This is a genomic window from Drancourtella sp. An12 (assembly GCF_002160935.1).
In the GTDB taxonomy this organism is placed as follows: Bacteria; Bacillota; Clostridia; order Lachnospirales; family Lachnospiraceae; genus Sellimonas; species Sellimonas catena.
In genome coordinates this window covers 1-16,131 of record NZ_NFLO01000014.1, presented here as the reverse complement: position 1 = coordinate 16,131, position 16,131 = coordinate 1, and the positions used below count along the sequence as shown (strand labels likewise).

19 protein-coding genes and 1 pseudogene are annotated in these 16,131 nt (G+C 55.5%); all 20 read right to left on the bottom strand.

The window, feature by feature from the left end; genetic code table 11:
* Positions 1-5: 5 nt before the first annotated feature.
* Positions 6-410, bottom strand: coding sequence for a DUF6075 family protein (locus B5E64_RS12010; protein ID WP_087168742.1), 405 nt, complete (start codon positions 408-410; stop codon positions 6-8).
* A complete protein-coding gene (locus B5E64_RS12005; protein ID WP_087168741.1) occupies positions 407-2,764 on the bottom strand; it encodes a TraE family protein in 2,358 nt (785 codons plus the stop codon). The genes B5E64_RS12010 and B5E64_RS12005 overlap by 4 nt, the downstream gene beginning before the upstream one ends.
* Positions 2,757-3,170, bottom strand: a complete 414-nt coding sequence (locus B5E64_RS12000) for a PrgI family protein (protein ID WP_087168740.1) — start codon at positions 3,168-3,170, stop codon at positions 2,757-2,759. The genes B5E64_RS12005 and B5E64_RS12000 overlap by 8 nt, the downstream gene beginning before the upstream one ends.
* 4 nt (positions 3,171-3,174) lie before the next feature.
* Positions 3,175-3,390, bottom strand: a complete 216-nt coding sequence (locus B5E64_RS11995) for a hypothetical protein (protein WP_087168739.1) — start codon at positions 3,388-3,390, stop codon at positions 3,175-3,177.
* A 16-nt stretch (positions 3,391-3,406) separates the two neighbouring features.
* Positions 3,407-4,243, bottom strand: coding sequence for a hypothetical protein (locus B5E64_RS11990; protein WP_087168738.1), 837 nt, complete (start codon positions 4,241-4,243; stop codon positions 3,407-3,409).
* Positions 4,244-4,316: 73 nt separating this feature from the next.
* Entirely contained in the window at positions 4,317-4,667 is a 351-nt protein-coding gene (locus tag B5E64_RS11985) for a glutamyl-tRNA amidotransferase (RefSeq protein WP_087168737.1), read from the bottom strand.
* Positions 4,654-6,474, bottom strand: a complete 1,821-nt coding sequence (locus B5E64_RS11980; RefSeq protein WP_087168736.1) for a type IV secretory system conjugative DNA transfer family protein — start codon at positions 6,472-6,474, stop codon at positions 4,654-4,656. The genes B5E64_RS11985 and B5E64_RS11980 overlap by 14 nt, the downstream gene beginning before the upstream one ends.
* Entirely contained in the window at positions 6,461-6,658 is a 198-nt protein-coding gene (locus tag B5E64_RS11975; protein ID WP_087168735.1) for a hypothetical protein, read from the bottom strand. Before B5E64_RS11975 ends, B5E64_RS11980 begins: the two co-directional genes overlap by 14 nt.
* Before the next feature lie 15 nt (positions 6,659-6,673).
* Positions 6,674-7,597: a hypothetical protein gene (locus B5E64_RS11970; protein ID WP_087168734.1), complete on the bottom strand. Its 924-nt coding sequence runs from the start codon at positions 7,595-7,597 to the stop codon at positions 6,674-6,676.
* A gap of 6 nt (positions 7,598-7,603) precedes the next feature.
* Positions 7,604-8,416, bottom strand: coding sequence for a PcfB family protein (locus B5E64_RS11965; protein WP_015535518.1), 813 nt, complete (start codon positions 8,414-8,416; stop codon positions 7,604-7,606).
* A 6-nt stretch (positions 8,417-8,422) separates the two neighbouring features.
* Positions 8,423-9,835: a relaxase/mobilization nuclease domain-containing protein gene (locus B5E64_RS11960; protein ID WP_242960177.1), complete on the bottom strand. Its 1,413-nt coding sequence runs from the start codon at positions 9,833-9,835 to the stop codon at positions 8,423-8,425.
* 26 nt (positions 9,836-9,861) lie between these two features.
* A complete protein-coding gene (gene mobC / locus B5E64_RS11955; protein ID WP_087168732.1) occupies positions 9,862-10,191 on the bottom strand; it encodes a plasmid mobilization relaxosome protein MobC in 330 nt (109 codons plus the stop codon).
* On the bottom strand, positions 10,188-10,301 hold the full coding sequence (locus tag B5E64_RS11950) for a DUF3789 domain-containing protein (protein WP_087168731.1): 114 nt from the start codon (positions 10,299-10,301) through the stop codon (positions 10,188-10,190). The genes mobC and B5E64_RS11950 overlap by 4 nt, the downstream gene beginning before the upstream one ends.
* Before the next feature lie 141 nt (positions 10,302-10,442).
* Complete coding sequence (locus B5E64_RS11945; RefSeq protein ID WP_058967065.1) at positions 10,443-10,634, bottom strand: DpnD/PcfM family protein; 192 nt, start codon at positions 10,632-10,634, stop codon at positions 10,443-10,445.
* Positions 10,635-10,713: 79 nt separating this feature from the next.
* On the bottom strand, positions 10,714-12,108 hold the full coding sequence (locus tag B5E64_RS11940) for a helix-turn-helix domain-containing protein (protein WP_087168730.1): 1,395 nt from the start codon (positions 12,106-12,108) through the stop codon (positions 10,714-10,716).
* Positions 12,109-12,192: 84 nt separating this feature from the next.
* A complete protein-coding gene (locus tag B5E64_RS11935) occupies positions 12,193-13,164 on the bottom strand; it encodes a DUF3991 and TOPRIM domain-containing protein (RefSeq protein WP_087168729.1) in 972 nt (323 codons plus the stop codon).
* Positions 13,165-13,222: 58 nt separating this feature from the next.
* Entirely contained in the window at positions 13,223-13,522 is a 300-nt protein-coding gene (locus B5E64_RS18055) for a hypothetical protein (protein WP_162610184.1), read from the bottom strand.
* A 4-nt stretch (positions 13,523-13,526) separates the two neighbouring features.
* Complete coding sequence (locus B5E64_RS11925; RefSeq protein WP_087168727.1) at positions 13,527-13,859, bottom strand: DUF6664 family protein; 333 nt, start codon at positions 13,857-13,859, stop codon at positions 13,527-13,529.
* A 69-nt stretch (positions 13,860-13,928) separates the two neighbouring features.
* On the bottom strand, positions 13,929-14,264 hold the full coding sequence (locus tag B5E64_RS11920) for a DUF3848 domain-containing protein (protein ID WP_087168726.1): 336 nt from the start codon (positions 14,262-14,264) through the stop codon (positions 13,929-13,931).
* Between the two features lie 11 nt (positions 14,265-14,275).
* A pseudogene (locus B5E64_RS11915) lies at positions 14,276-16,006 on the bottom strand (helicase-related protein); the annotation flags it as partial.
* Positions 16,007-16,131: the final 125 nt, after the last annotated feature.

Below are 16,131 nucleotides of genomic sequence, written 5' to 3'. Positions count from 1 at the left end.
AATTATCATCGCGCCGGTTCCGCCTGCTTTCTTACAGGGGGCAGCTCCCGGCAGTATTCCGGGTAACGGATTTTCACGCCTTCCATAAAGTAGGGGGCGAACTCGCAGCAGAACAAATCCTCCGGGGAATAGGCGTTGCTGTGCTCCGGGTCGGTATAGCCGTTCCAGAGATTAAAAGCAAGGCGGCACACCCGGACGGTGCCGCTGGTCTGCCAGCCGCCGTGCATACCATCCGGCTCGATACAGTCCTGCTTGAAGTCAAACATCTGGCGGATGTTTGCCCGCGTTTCCGGGGCAATCCCCATCACATAGAAAAAGGCCCGGTGGTAACAGTCGTTCCGCCGCGCCTCGCTCATCATATCCAAAAAGAAATCCCGGTGTTCCGGGGACGCAAAGCGAAGATTGCTCATGCCGGCACCTCCTCGCCGCCGAATACGCCTTCACCGGGCTTGGTGGTCATCAGGGCATAGAGCTTGGTGTCACGGGGGAACCGGTTGATGAACGGCACCAGAGCGCTGCCATACCGGATGAGGCCGCAGCCTGCGTCCGCATTGGTGACATAGCTCATCTGCTCGTTGGAGATATTGAGGAGCTTCGCCAGCTTTGCCCGGTCGGACGCCGCCTGGTTCAGCATGACGATGAACTCCGAGTTGGAGAGCATGGTGCTGGCCTGGACGGAATCCAAAAGGTACTCCACGTTCTGCGTGATTGCCGTCGGATAAGCGCCGCGCTTTCTGAATTGCCTCCATGCGGAATTAAAGAAAATGCCGCTTTGCTCATTTTCAAACATCACATGGAACTCGTCGATGAACACATGGGTGCGCTTGCCCCGTTTCCAGTTGAGGGTGACGCGGTTCAGGATCGTATCGGTGATGACCAGGGAACCGGCAGGCTTTAGCTGCTCGCCCAGGCCGTGGATGTCGAACACCACATAGGGCTTGTTCAAATCCACCGTGCTTTCCCGGCCAAAGATGTCCAGGGAGCCGGTGGTGTACAGCTCCAGGGAAAGGGCGATCTCCTTGGCCTTATCCTCCGGCTGCTCCAGCAGTTTTTGGCGCAGGTCGCAGAGGGTAGCCACCCTCCCGGCATTCTCCGCCTCCGGGTACACCAGGGCGGTGCAGCGGTCGATGATGGATTTATGCTGCGGCCCCACGCCGCGCTTGTCGATCTGCTCAATGAGGGACATGACAAACTGGCTCTTTTCCACGATGGGGTTTTGCTCACCGTAGCCCTCCACCATATACATGGCGTTGAGGCGGTCCTTGCCGCCTGCCACCAGATGGGCCACCGTCGCTTTCTCTCGGCCCAGGGCTTTGACGAGTGCGCCAAATTCTCCCTCTGGATCGCAAATCAGGATGTCGTCATTGGCATAATCCGGGTGAAGCATAAGAAACGCGATCAGTTCCTTGGCACTGAAGGACTTGCCCGCGCCGGGCACGCCCAGCAGGAAGGCCGACTGGTTCAAAAGGTTCGCCTTGTTGCACATGATGAGATTGTGGGAAATGGCGTTCTCTCCAAAGTAAATGCCGCCCTTATCCTGGATCTCCTGGACCTTGAAGGGGATGAATACGGCCAGGGATTCCGTGGTGAGGGTACGGAAGGCGTTGATTTTCCGCACCCCAATGGGCAGGGCGGTGTTCAGGCCATCAAGCTGCTGGAACTTGAGCACCGCAAGCTGGCACATGTGCTTTCGCGCCACAGAGAGCACCGCTTCGGTGTCGCTGTCAAGCTGCTCTTTGGTGTCGGCGGTGATGGCCAGGGTCATCACCGCGAACATCATCCGCTGGTCGCGGGTGGTGAGGTCGTCCAAAAACTCCTTGCTCTCTTTGCGCTGCAATTCCATATCATAGGGCACCACGGCAGAGAAGTTGTTGTTGGCGTTCTGGCGGCGCTGCCAGTTGGTGATGTTGGTCTCCACACCCAGCAAGCGGTTTTCCACCTCCCGCACAGCCTCATCCGTGGGAACCGGCACAATGTCGATGGAGAACATCAGATTGCGGTTGAAATCGGTAAGCTCCGTCACCATGTTATCCTTAATATAAGAGGCATAGTCTTTGAGGAACAGCACCCGGCAAAATTTATCGCCCAGCTTCAGATAGTCGCTGTTTTTCTCGATTCCGTCCGGGCAGATATAGTCCTTGAAGCTGTGGCCCCGCTTCATCATCTCGCGGACATTGAAAACAAATTCGGATTCCTCGCCCTGGCGGTAGAAGTCGTGCAGGATACGCAGGCGCTCGGTGGCGTCCAGCTCCACGCACTTGGAGCCAAGGGCCGCAAAGTGGGAAATGAGGTCGGCTCCCACACGAGAAAAATAGGCGCGGGCCTCCTCAACATCCTTCTTCACCACGGAGATGGTGATATACTTTTCCTGCATAATGCCGTTGGCTCCGGTGGCTTTATCCAGCAGCATTTGGTTATATTCCCCCCGGTACTCATCCCGGAAATCCCCCTGCATGGGCATGAGGATGGATGTTTCAAAGCTGGCCTGGTTCATACGGCGGTTATTGATGGTGATTTTCGTCACCGCACCGGAATCCAGGGAATTGAGCAGCTCCGAATAGGTGAGAAACATGGATTCCTTATCCTCCCGGCTGGCCACCAGATAGTTGATGTCGCTGAATTTATAGGTTTTGGAGAACTTGTTCCCCACAAGGAAGATGCCATCCGGCCAGATACGGCGGACTGGGATCACATCCTGCACCTTCCGGGGGACGGTGTAACGCTCCTTTTCCTGCTTAGACATGGTTTTGATGGTCTTAATCATGCTTGGCCTCCTTCCGTTTGCTAAAGTGTTTCGGCTCCTTCCGGCGCTTCTTGCCGGGCCGCCCGGTTTGCAGCTCCTCGATGGTATCTTTCAGAGCCGCATAGTAGTAGTTGCTGTCCTCGAACTTAAACTCCTTCGGCTCCAGCATTTCCGAGCGCAGCCACGCCCAGATGAATTGTTCCGCCGTCATGCCGTGGTAGGTGATGAACCCCAGCATGGCAAAGGGGGCTGCCCCCAAAATGCACATCCAGGACAGGGTTTCCACCCCAAAGTAGGGGCGCAGGATAAAATAAAGGCCCACGGCCACGCCGCAGGCGAGGACAGAAAAGATGAACTGCCGCATACTCAAACCGAAAAACATGGATTCGGTGTAGTTGCGGATTTCCCGGTTGATCTTGACTTCCAAAATATCACCTCACAATCACATCGCCGGTTTCCAGGTAAACAATGCTGCTCTTGGGAATATAGGCAAAGCCCAGCAGCCGGTCGCCCACGGTAAAAATCTCGTCTGGAGCCGCTTTGGAGAAATGGCCCACAATTCCCTTTTCAGCGGGCAGATCGTAATCCTCCACCATTGGGATGGCGGTTCCATCAATCAAGTGCAGCACATAGGTTTGATAACGCATTTGTTTTCCTCCTTTTTTACAGGCCCATCATCTCGCGCACCACGCGGTCAGCCATTTTCACCGCGCCCACGAGGACGAGCATATTAAAGACCAGCTCCCCGATATAGCTCCACACCTGCGTGACTGCCGCCGCATTGGGGTCAATGGCTGGCGGGGACGCCGCAAACAGGGAAAAGATAATGCAGGCCAGCACAATGATGGCACCTTCCAGGCAGACAGCGGCATAGCTCTTGATAAAACTCTTGCCCACGTTTTGGGTCGGTTCCCCGGCGAAGGTGGAGAGAGGCACCGGCGCGATGGCCGTATATAAATAGAGCTTAAAAAACCGCCCGTAAACGGTCATTATCATAATGAAGCTGAGGACTGTAATGAATAGCCCGCCAATGAGCGTCACCGCCCAGAGGGGGATACTCTCGAAAAAGCCGCAGCTTTCCACCGCCGTGACAATCTCCTGGGGGAGAACCGTCTGCTGCGCGGTTCCAAAGCCCGCCGCGTTCATTATTGTTGAAATGAGGCCCTGGACGATATTAAAGAGGGCCATCATCAGCTCCAGCCCATAGGTCACGACACCTTTGGCAATGGCGAACCGGATAAACAGCTTCAGGGCGTGCTCCGGTTTCTTTACCTCGGCAAAGCTGCCGCAGGTACGCATGACGCCCACTACAAAGAACAGCACCAAAAGCGCAAGGCCAATGGCCCGCACCGCGTCGTGGATGTTGACAATGACGCCCCAGATGGAGCCACCCTTAAACTGTTCCGGGCTTTGGGTGATGAGCTGCCAGATCTCGGACAGGTACTTGTTCCAGGTGTCGAGGGCATTTTGCAAATTTTGAACAACCCAGTTATCGGACATTCAACAACCTCCTTTCCGGCAACGGTAAGGGGCAGGCCGCCATGGGCCTGCCCCCACACTGCCGTTATTAGAATCAGCCGGTAATCAGGGTCAAAATCTCCTTCGCAAACGTAATCACAACACCGCCGGCCAAGGTGAGAAAGCCGTTAGCCCGCTGGCTGGGGTCGTGGGATTTGAGAGACAAGCCGATCTGTACCACGCCGAAGCCCAGCAGGATCATACCCACGGCGCGGATCAGGCCGAAGATGAAATCACTGAGGTTGTTGATAACAGTCAACGGGTCGCTGGCAGCAAAGGCCGTAGTGGTGCAGCAGCACAGCATGAGCACCAGGGCCGCATAAACAGCAAAGGCGCTCCGGCTCTTTTTGCCCATGGGCAGGCTGCGGGTTTCTTTCTTCTTGTTTTCCTTCTTAATCAATTTCATTTTGGGTGTCCTCCTTAAATTGAAAGATATTCTCCATGTCCTCATCGGACAGAAGTTCATAAAGGGTTTCCGGCTCCTGGATATTGGCAAGGTCGCCGGGGGTGAGGCGGCCAATGACCATATCCGCCACAGCGTTTTCGGTGCCGCCATGGGTGAAGGCCGCTGCGCCGCCATCGGTGGTGTACTTGATGTTGGGGTGCTTTAAGAGGTCATACTTTTCATCCATCAGCGGCGCTTCGCCACGGATAAAAAGCAGAGCCAGGTTGTTGTCCAGCATACGGACCTCATCGGGCGTCATCAGCTCCCGGCCCGTGATCTGGTTGCTGGTGGAATAGCTGCCGGAATGCCCGGTGCTCTTGCCGTAGGTGTCCAGCCAGAGGGTGCTTTTCCCCAGGTAGTTCTCGGAGATCAGCTTGTGGGTGGACGTTTCGTTGCCTCCCAGATACAGAAATTCATCGCAGTTGCCGATGATGGATTCCCACTGCTTTTCAAACAGCGCCTTGAGCTGGGCAATGTTCTGGATGATGATGGAAACGCTGATATTCCGGGAGCGCATGGTGGCCAGCAGCTTGTCGAAATCATCCGGCAAGCTCACGTTGGCGAACTCATCCATGAGAAAATGCACCGGTACGGGCAGGCTACCGCCGTGTACCCGGTCGGCAGAATAAAAAAGTTCCTGGAAAGTGCTGGCATACAGCAAACTTACCAAGAAATTGAAGCTGGCGTCGTTGTCCGGGATGAGGGCAAAGAGTGCCACTTTTTTCTCGCCCAGGCTGGAAAGGTCCAGTTCATCCGTGGCGGTGAGGGACGCCACCGAGGAAAGATTGAATTTCTCCAGGCGGGACGCCAACGTGATTTGAATGGATTTCAGCGTTTTGGCCGAGCCGGAACGGTAATCCTTGTAATACTTCACAGCGATATGGTCGGGGGAACGCATTTCCAGCCGGTCAAACAGCTCATCCAGAGGGGATTGGTAAGAATCATCGTCCTCCCGCACCTCGCCGGCTCGGAGCATTTCCATGACCATGGGGAAATTCTTCTCATCCTCCGGCGCTTCGTACCACAGATAAAACACTAAAGCCATGAGGAGCATACTGGCCGCCGTATCCCAGAAGGGGTCGTTAGACTGGCTCCCTTTCGGGGTGGTGGCTTTGAACAGGTTCGTCACCATCTTCTGCACATCGTTGTCGGATTTCAGATAGGAAAAGGGATTGTAGCAGTGGCTTTTCTCCATGTTCAGAAGGTCCACCACCTTGATCTCATAGCCCATCCGTTCCAGCAGGCCGCCGCAGTCACGAAGCAGCTCGCCCTTACAGTCCAGAATAAAGAAGGACGTATTGCATTGGCAGATGTTCACTTTGGCATAGAAGCGGCTTTTTCCCGCCCCGCTGCCTCCCACCACCAAGGTGTTGAGGTTGCGGCGGTGTTTCCGGCCATCCAGTCCCATACGGACGTGCTGGGTGAAAATGCGGTTTTTGAACAGGTCCCTGTCCCGGTATTTCTTATTCACGGCCCGCGGATCGCCCCATTTGGCGGAGCCGTGTTCTTCGCCCCTGCGGTAATTGCGCCGAGAGGAGAGATAAATGCCAATGCCCAACCCATAGGCGGCAATAAAAATGAGGACAGTTTTTACACTGTCCTCGCACCACACGATTTTGAATGGATGGTTCATTGCCGCAGGCAGGGCGTTTACGATCTCCGAAAGCCCCCCGGAAATGGCAGGCGCAATCAGCAGGGCGAACCAGATCACCGGAACCAGCCCCAGGGCATAGAGCCAGGGGCCGCCCGCCTTGTTATCTGGCTTCATCCCGGCGCTTCGCTTTCCTGTCTTTTTGGGATGGGGCGTCAATGGTTTTCAACAGAACGTCCTCCACCGGGCCGGGGTCGCGCTGTTCCTCCAGCATATCGTTGCGCAGTTCATTGAGGGCGCGGATCATAATGCCGTGTTCATAGCTGTCCAGAGTGAGAACGACTTTTTCCTGTTTTTCCATGGGTCTACTCCTCCTTTACCGTTCCTGTTCCTTCTGCTTGCTGTCGCGGGTGAGGCCCATGGCCCTGGCCATACGGCCATTGAGGGATTTGAACGTATCCCGCATATCAGTGAGGGCCGCAGGAATATCCTCCCTTGGAACCTGCCCCTGAAACACGCCGTCCAGCTTGGAAATCTCATACTCTTTGGCGTCCACGCCATACCGCTTGCAGAGCATATAGCTGACCGCATAGGCTTTGTAGCCGTCCGTTTCCCTGGAATAGCCGTCCATGCTTTTGGCAAGCTGCACGTTGGCAACCTCCAGCGAAACACAGCGGAAAATATCCGGCGCGTCCATGCCCTTTTTCACCAAAATGGCGTTTTGCTCTGCGGAAAACATGGCCCCACGGCCCTGTGGCAGTTCCTCCACGGCCCGGATGGGAACCGGGGAACTGGCGATCAGGCCCTTTAAGAGCAGGCGGTCATCGTAGCGCACCTGGGGCTGAACCTGATCCCGCGCCGTAGTCTGGGAAATATCATAGACTTCCTTGGCGTAAAAGTTCTGGCCCACACTGCCATCCTCACGCCGGTATGCCTTTCCCGGCTCCAGAATGATGATGGGCAAACGCTTCTCATCCTCCAGAATCTCAACACCTTGGGAATGCCACTCCTTGTAGCCGCCCACACGCACCGCGTCGGGGCATTGTTCCCCAATCAGCAGCGCATTGCGAGCAGAGTGGAAAGGAAAACGGCTCTGCACATCCAGATATGCCTCCATACTGCCCGTACCCTCGGAGAACTCTCCAAAAATCCGGTCCAAGGTGGCATAGGCTTCTTTTCGCTGTTTTTCCTCCCGGACCTGCCACCACTGGCGCTTGGGGCGCTCTTTCTGGCTTTCCTGCTTTTGCGACGCGGCCTCCGCCTGGGGCTGCTGTTCAAACAGATCGTCAAAATTATTCATCACAGATTACCTCTCTTTCGATTTGGGCTTCTTTTTGGGTTTGGGCGGCTGGTGCCGGGTTGTTTTCTGAGCCGCCTTCTTCTGGGGCGCAGCCGGCTCCTCGGCCCTGGCAGCCTCCGCCTCCTTCTTCCGCTGGGCCTGGATGTCCCGCAGCTCCTGCCGGACGGAAGGCTTCTCGGCTCCATCAGAAGTACCCCTTGCGGACTTGCTGCTGCTCTCGGAGATAGGCTCGGACGGAGGGGATTTTTCCGCCGCTGGGGCAAAAGGGGCGTTCTTCTCCGCTGCCGGATTTTCCGGCTGGGCTTTTTCTTTCTGGGTGGGCTTTTCCATCAGCTCATCCAAAAGCTGGTCGTCCACACTCTTTTCCGGCATGGCCTGCTCCGGCGCGGCGGGTTCGCTGCCGCGCTGTTCGCGGGATTTCTCAATATCCTCCTTGATCGAAGCCGTATCCACAACGGTGAGCTTGAACTTCTCCACGATCCGGTTGGCTCTGGCAGCGTCATCCTCGAACACCAGAATGTCGATGGTGTCGTCGCCTTTCTTCACCGGGATAGGCGCATAAAGAATCCCGTACCCCTTGGCTTGCTTGGCAAACTCCGGGCAATCCTCCTTCTTGATGGTGTAAACCTTTAAGGGGCGCTTCTCCCGCAGCATGGCTTCAATGCGGGCTTTGCCCTTGGTCTTTTTCTGGTCTTTCAGAACCGTGTAAAGGGCGGCGGCCAGATTTTTAGCAGCAGAACCGGTGATTTTGAGGGCAAATTCAGCGCCCTCCAGGCTCATCCGTACCACTTGCTCCGCCGCGTCGCCTGAGTTATACATCAAAAATCATCTCCTTCCTGGGGGAGCCGCCCGGCCCTGCTCCGGCTCCTGGCGGGCTTTCTCATCCTTGCCGGAGACTTCCTCACGGGCGGCCTGTATCTTATCCTTGATGGAAATGGAGCGCAGGGCAATATCCTCGCACAGCTTCACCTCCCGGCGCAGCTCTTTGATCTGCGCAGAAAGTTCGGAGATCTCAGCCCGGATGTGCTCCTGCTGGGCAGGGTCGGCCACCACGGCCTTGGTGCGAAGTTTCCGGTACAGGCTTTTCCGCTGTTCCGTTATGCTTAAAAGCCGAGATTTCAAATCGGATTGATAGGCATTGAGCTGCTCCATGGTGTCAATGCGGTGGCGTGAAAGAAGGCGGGCTTCATCGGTAAGCTCCTGCGCCCGGATCAAATCCTCCCGCAGTGCATGAGGCACCCGCCTGGGCGGGCGGTTCTGCTTTTGGGGGAATACCCCCAGCAGATAGCAGTAGTGGAAGTAGAGGGCGCGGAACCCCGTCACCTTTTTAGCCTGTTTCAAATCCCCGTGGAGCCTGCACCGAAACGGCTCCGGCCTGTGTTCCCGCTGGGGGCGGCGCTGGGCTAAAATCCGCTTGCGGATGTTCTCCATCGAGTAGTCCTCGCCAAAGTTGCGCATGAGCTTGCGCCCACGGGGATAATTCAGCGGACGAACCGTAATGTCCTTACCCACCTTGATGTCATAGCCCATCTGCCGCAGGCGATAAAAAAACTGCCGTTCCGTCATAGACTGGCGGATGGCAGTATCCACATCGGCTTTGATGAGGGAGAGATAGGTGGGGCGGCCTTCCTGCTCGGCCCGCCATTCCCCGTAGTGCTTGGATTTTCCCCGCTGGGGATTTTCAATGACGGACAGCCCATATTCCCGGCACAGCCGGTCGGATTCCCGCTGCATATCGAAATAATCCTGCTCGGTACGATGGTACTTGATGCCGTCCACGAAGGAAACCGTATTGAGAACGAAATGGTTGTGCAAATGATTTTCCTTGTCCAGATGGGTAGCCACCAGCACCTGGTATTTTTCACCCCACAGCTTTTTTGCCAGGGAAAGGCCGATCTCATGGGCCAGCTCCGGCGTGACCTCGCCGGAGGCAAAGCTCTGATAGCCGTGGTAGGCCACAGTCCCGTCCTCCTTTCCAAACCGCTTTTTTACCGCTATCATCTCATCGCGGGCAGTAGAGGGGCTGCAATTCACCCCGGAAACAAACTGCCGCAGGACCGTTTCGCCTTCGCTTTCCACCGACTGGCTTGTTTTGTGCCGCTGAACGGCATACTCGATTACATCCGCAAGGCCCTGAGCCTCCTTGCCACCCATATCCTGTTTTTCAAAGAAATCAGGATTTTCGGTCTTGTCTGGATTCTCGATATAGATGAGGACCTTGCCCAGCCAGCCGTTCACCCGCCAGACGGACGTAGTGGCCATGGTTACTCCATTGGCTTGGGCAGGATCACCGCTTTGGTGATGTCCCGGACAAGCTGGTCAAACTTCCGCATTTCCTCATCGTAGCGGCGCTCATCAATGACGCCCAGCACATGGGCTTTCTGGGCGATCTGGTTGAGGTTGCCGCCGATCCGGTGAAGCTCCCGCATAAAGTCGTAGTAGGCGGGCGGCGGCGCGTCCTGGGGAACCAGGCCGTTCACCAGATGGCGCAGGTACGCCTCGCGGGAAAGGCCGCTGCGTTTTACTTTCTTGTTAAAGGCTTCCGCCTCTTTTTTGTCCAGCCAGAACTGGACGTGTACGTTGCGTTTTCTCATTCTTCTGAATCCTCCTTTTTGCCGATGCGGTTGATTTGAAGCAGGCACATAATCAGCACGCCGGCCACACTGCCCAGCAGAAATCCAATGGCAAAAAACAATCCTTCCATGAAAACCTCCATCCTTTCAAAAGGGGTATTAGGGGGCGTTCCCCCTAACAAGCGGCCTTTGTGGTATCACAAAGGCGATGCTTGCTGGTACAACTACATTCCATTCCCCTGCGGGGAATCCGGGACAGGCGAAAAAAGAACTCATCGCTCGCCCCGGTCACGGGAATACCGCTTGGCATGGAACTCCACGCCGGTAAAATGGCTGGCGTCCAGAACGACCTCGCCGCGTTTCCATTGATCCCTGGCAAACTGCTCGGCCTCCTCCCGGCTGTTTGCCGCCACCTTCATTTTCACCTCCAGCGTTTCCCGGATGGTAACATCATAATGGTTCATCGCTCACGCTCCTCTCTAAAAATGGGCAACAAAAAAGAGCGTCCATTTTCAGAACGCTCTCCAAAAAAGATATTCGTTTTTACCGCGCCTTCTCCTGTTTCAGATGACGGGTGGGGATTGCCAGCAGCTTACGCACCCGGCCTTCCAAATGCTTCTCAATGGCCTGCAAATGTTCTTCCGGCAGGCCCAGGCTTTCATGGCGCTTAAACCGGAACCCGATCATGCGACGGAGCTGCTCTTTCTGCTTTGGCCCCATGACCTCCGCACACACTTCCTCATAGGAGATGTTGTAGGGATTAGAACGGGTTTTTGCATACTCGTCCAGATTCGCATAATCTTCCTTGCCGGCATAGCAGAACAGGGACAGCCCGTTGTCAAAAATGGGGGCGGGCGCAATAATGTCGCCGCTGTGGTTATCCCGCAGGACGCCGAAGTTTCCAAAGTGGCGGTCCTCATTGTAGATCAGGGCGTCAAACACCAGCATACTGCGGATTTGCTCGGAAAACTCCGGCCCCAGCTTGTCGTAGTAGGCAAGGCAGGCGGCAATGCCCCCGGTTCGGACAATGCGCCCGATGGGGATATAGGCTGTGTCGATGTTGGTAAACAGGGCGCACTTAGAGGCGGTAATGCCTTTCCAGTTCTCCAGGTCATAATGCACGGCGTTCAGACGCATGGTTTCCGCAATCTGCGAAGCATAATACTCGCAGTACGGCTCCCTGCCCGCATTGGACGCGCCGGTCGTGCCGCCCTTGTAGAGAGTTATCCCATCGTGCTCCACATATCGCCACGCCTTGGGCAGCATACCGCCTGTGGTCAGCTCCGGGGATGTGGTAAACGCCTGCCTGCTCCCGCCTGCGCCGGTATAGGCCACCAGCGCCAGTATCTCGGAAAAGCGGTTTTCGTAAAGATTGTATTGGGAGAATTTCCCCTCAAATCCTGACCGCACCACCCAATAGCTGTCGTTAAGCGACAGCCCCTTGCACACGTCGATGATTCCCTTGGTGTCGTTATGGCTGAGGCCAAGGGTTTTCAAAATCTCGTCCACAAAGGCGCGGTTTTTGGGGATAACCCGCCGCTCCAGCCAATGGATGACGCCCTCGCCGGTGCGCTCCATATCCAAAGGCAGCAAATGGGCCTGCTCCTCGTTGGTATATAAGATTTCAGCCACAAGGCCGGACAAGCCCTGCTTTTCCATGGAAAAGCGCATTAGCTCCGTATCATAAATGCGGAGACTGTAAACATTACTCATAGGCTCCTCCTTGTCGTTCAGTTCCAGTGAAACATCTTTTCCCAGCGCCGAAGCGATTTTTAAGATCATATCAAGCGTGGGGTTCTGTGTCCCACTTTCCAGGCGGTTAATGCCGGAACGCTGGATTCCCAGCCGCCTTGCCAGTTCTGCCTGGGAAATGCCCTGTTCCAGACGGGCCTCCACAAGCTGGGATATGATTTTCTGCCGTTTGCGCAGTTCATCCATACTCTCACCTCGCTGCTTTAATGTTAACATATATGATAACAATTTGCAAGAGGGAGAATCTGTCGAAGCTGCAAAACCGGCAACTCACCGCTCCGGCTCTTTGCCGTGGCTGCCCCGAATGGGAATCCCCAGCCGGTGGCACAGAAAATCGTTCACATCCTTTCCACGGGGCGGCGGTTTGTTCTCCACCCGGTAGCCCTCCGGCATGACAGCCATGATTGCCTTGGCCGCCAGCCGGCCAGCGGTGTCGTTGTCCAGATGAAGATAGATGGTTTTCACATGGGGGTGGTCCTCCAAAAATCGGGTGAGGGCCACCGGCAGCTTGCTTTCCTCGATCTTTTTCTTTGGCTGGTACACCCCAGCCAGGGACAGCAGATTGTGCCGCCGCCAGTCGATCCCGTCCAGCTTGCAGAGAGTGGCATAGGACATGACATCAATGGCGCACTCACACAGATGGACTGCCGGATTTTCCACGCAGGCGGGCAGGACAAAGGAAAAGTGCTTATCACTGCCGCTTAAGTCCCCGTGGAACCGAGCTTCACTAATTCCCCGCAGGCAGCCGAACCGCGCCTTGCCATCCTTATCAAATCCCACGAAAACCACGTTGCTGTGGCCCTTGTTCCGGCTCTCATAAATCCGCCCGGTCTGGACGCAGTAGTCCAAAATCTCCTGGTCAATGCCCCGCCCCTTGAGATAGGCCATCATCGCCCGGTTGTCTGGGGCGGCCTGGGGCAGAAGCAGGTGCTTGGGCTTTTCCTCTTTCGGCGCTGGTACAAAGGAAGGCGGCGGGATGGCCGCCCTGCCGGAGATGGTTTCCATGGCCTCCAAAAAGGAATAGCCGTTGACCTTGATGAGATAGTCCAGCGCGCTGTAACCGCCGATCCCGCGGGAAAACCAGCACCATTTGCCGTTGGAAATCCGCAGGCTGTCATGGGTCTTGGTGCAGTAGACGTTACCGGACACATGGACCAACTCCTGGGGTTCGCAGGTTTGCAGGTAGGTGAGCAGGTCCACCTGCCTTGCCCGTTCGATGGCTTCTGAATCGTAAAAAGGCATAAAAAATACAGCCCCCTTCACATAGCCGTAGATTAGCCGCCCCTTGTGGGGTAGCTGGCTATGTAAAGGGGGCTGTACTCTTTTCAGATAAGGGGGCTGTACTCTTTTCAGATATGGAAAAAGCCGACCGGATTGCTCCAATCGGCTCTTTCTGCATATACTTTTTCGATTTATGTGCAGATATGAATGGGGAATGTGCAGTTTTGGGCGGCAGTTTTAAGCCATAGCCAAAAACTCCAAGAATTTCAATAGTTTTTACTCCTAATCCGTAAAAACTTATTTTGTTCAAGACCTTTTTTGGGTAGTGCGAATGAATTTGGGTATGTAAAAGCGGCATGGATTTCTCCATGCCGCCCAAAGAGCTATTCAGTTTTGAAAGCGCCGATCTTCTTCAGATAGGCAAACCCGTCTGCATGGCCCCGAAAGTAGATGTGTTCCCGTTCCATATTATCGGTACGCATATACAGCCGGATAAATTCCTTCAAGGCTTCATGCTCCTCCGCAGTAAAGGAAAGTTCTCCCTTGCCCTCCAGCAGAGCGCCAATCGCAGGATTTCGGCGTTTCAGTTCTTCCATCTGGGCCTTCAACTCGGTATATTCCGGGCTGGCAGCCGCCAAATCCATCACAATGTCGCTGTCGATTTCAGAAAACTGCTCGGAAATGCGCTCCGGGAGCAGGCAGTAGCTATCGTCCATCTATCATCACCCCTTGTCACGATTTTTATTATACTATACTTGCCCCGCAGCGCAATGGCAAATGTGCGATCACCTTTCTTTCTGCGCTTTGGCTTTCTGTTTGGCTTCGGCGGCCTTGGCCTGTTCCTGGACGGTATCCCAAATATTTTCCATGTGGGATGTTTCTTTATCTTCCCACCGCTCAAAAATCTGCTTCAGGGGCTTGCCGGATTTCAGCAGCGCCCTGGCCTGGCTGTCCTCCAAATCGTTGTACTCTAACGACATCAGAATGTCCTCCCGCATCGTGTACTCGTAGGCGTGGTTCAGAATCTCAGCCGGCGGCTGGGAAAGCAGCCAATCCCGGAACTGCTCCTGTTCCGCGAACATTTTTTCATAGAGCCTGGTATTCAATTCTTCGTTGGTCATCGTATCCTCCTTTACCGTGCCAGCTCCGCAACCCTCCGGGCAGGCACATCCTCGCCCTCATCCGGGGTATCGTCCAGCAGAGTCTTGTCCTTCTCATCCATGTTGAGCAGAATATTCAGCTCTTTCAAACGGGCTGCTTTCTCCGCCAGCTCCTCCTCGCGGGCAAATGGGGCAGCCAGTTCGGTGCGTGCGTTTTCAAGCTGGGCTTTGGTTTCCTCCAGGCTGTTCTGCTCGGCCTGCAGGCTGCCTGCAAGGTTTTCCAGAGCGTTGTCCAGGCGGGTGATATTGCCGAACACATCTGCGCCCAGCGTCACCGTATGGGAAAGAGTGCCTTTGAGTGTGATCCGATACTCGTTGCTCCTGCCATCATAGGCCAGCACCATGGAAAAGCCCCGGTACTGCCCCAAAAGAACAGCGTCGGAACCAGTCATGCGGGTGCAAACGTCAATGATAGCCTTGCCTGCGTCCTCTTTTTCAGCATAGTGTTTGCCATCCACCTCCATGCCGCAGAAGCCCTCCTGGGCCTTGGGGTGGGCCGCCGCCAGCGCCACATCCTGCCCATAGCCCGCGATCCGTTCCGTGAGCCGGGTGATCTCCTCCGGGTACTTACGGTACACCAGCTCCTCCAGCGCATATACTTGGTTCAAGTGGCTGGCTTTCAGCATATTCAGCCGCGCCACCTCCATATCCAGGTTGCACTTCTCGATAATTAACGGATTGCCGGTGGCCAGCGCCTTGATCTCCGAATAGCTCAGGGCGGTTTCATCCACATCATCCGCCACACGGACAGGGGCCTTGCTGGTCATAATCTGGGCGATAAACTTCTGCTTGTTCTCCACGAGCTGGTAGAGGTAAGCGTCAAAGGTGCCTTCCGTTACATACCGATAGATTTCCACCTCCTCATTTTCATTGCCCTGGCGGACGATGCGCCCCAGCCGCTGCTGCAGATCAGAGGGCCGCCAGGGGCAGTCTAAATCATGCAGGGCAATCAAGCGGTCCTGCACATTGGTGCCTGCGCCCATCTTAGCTGTGGAACCCAGCAGCACCCGCACCTGCCCGGCGCGCACTTTGGAAAACAGCTCCTTCTTTTTGGCTTCGCTGTCCGCCGTGTGGATAAAGGTGATTTCCTCCTCCGGGATTCCGGCGTCCATCAGTTTCTTTTTTAGGTCGTCATAAACACTGAACGAGCCGTCGGTGGTAGGGGTGGACAGGTCGCAGAACACAAGCTGGGCAGAGCGTTTTTCTTTGGTCTGTTCCCAGATGCGGAACACATTCTGGGCGCAGACAGCCACCTTGCCATTGGGGTCGTCGGCGGCAAGGGGATTGATGAGCCGCATATCCAGAGCCAGTTTTCTTCCGTCGTTCGTAATGCGAAGCATATTGTCCACATGGGGGTCAACCCCGCCGGCACGGATTTTCTCTGCCCGTTCCGCCAGCCCCTTTATCATCTCTTTCTGAAGCTCCGAGGGCTGGATCACTTCCGTGTGGAAGTTTGCCTTGGGGACGGGGAGTTTCAGCATATCCGCCGTCTGGATGTCGGCAACCTCCTTGAAGGCAGCCATCAGCTCCGGCAGGTTATAAAACTTGGCAAACCGGGTTTTTGCCCGGTAGCCGGTGCCCTCCGGCGATAACTCGATAGCTGTAACCGTCTCTCCGAAGCTACTCGCCCAATCGTCAAAATGGATCAGGCCCATCTCCTGCAGGAGCCGGTACTGTAAATACCGCTGGATGGTGTAAAGCTCATAAGGTAGGAAACGCCACGCCATACTTCCTTTCGTCCGTGGTCTTGGCGTAACCCCCTCCAGAACCGTGCTTACACCTCTCGATGTACACGGCTCGCCATCTTTCATAGTTTAAGTGATTTTGT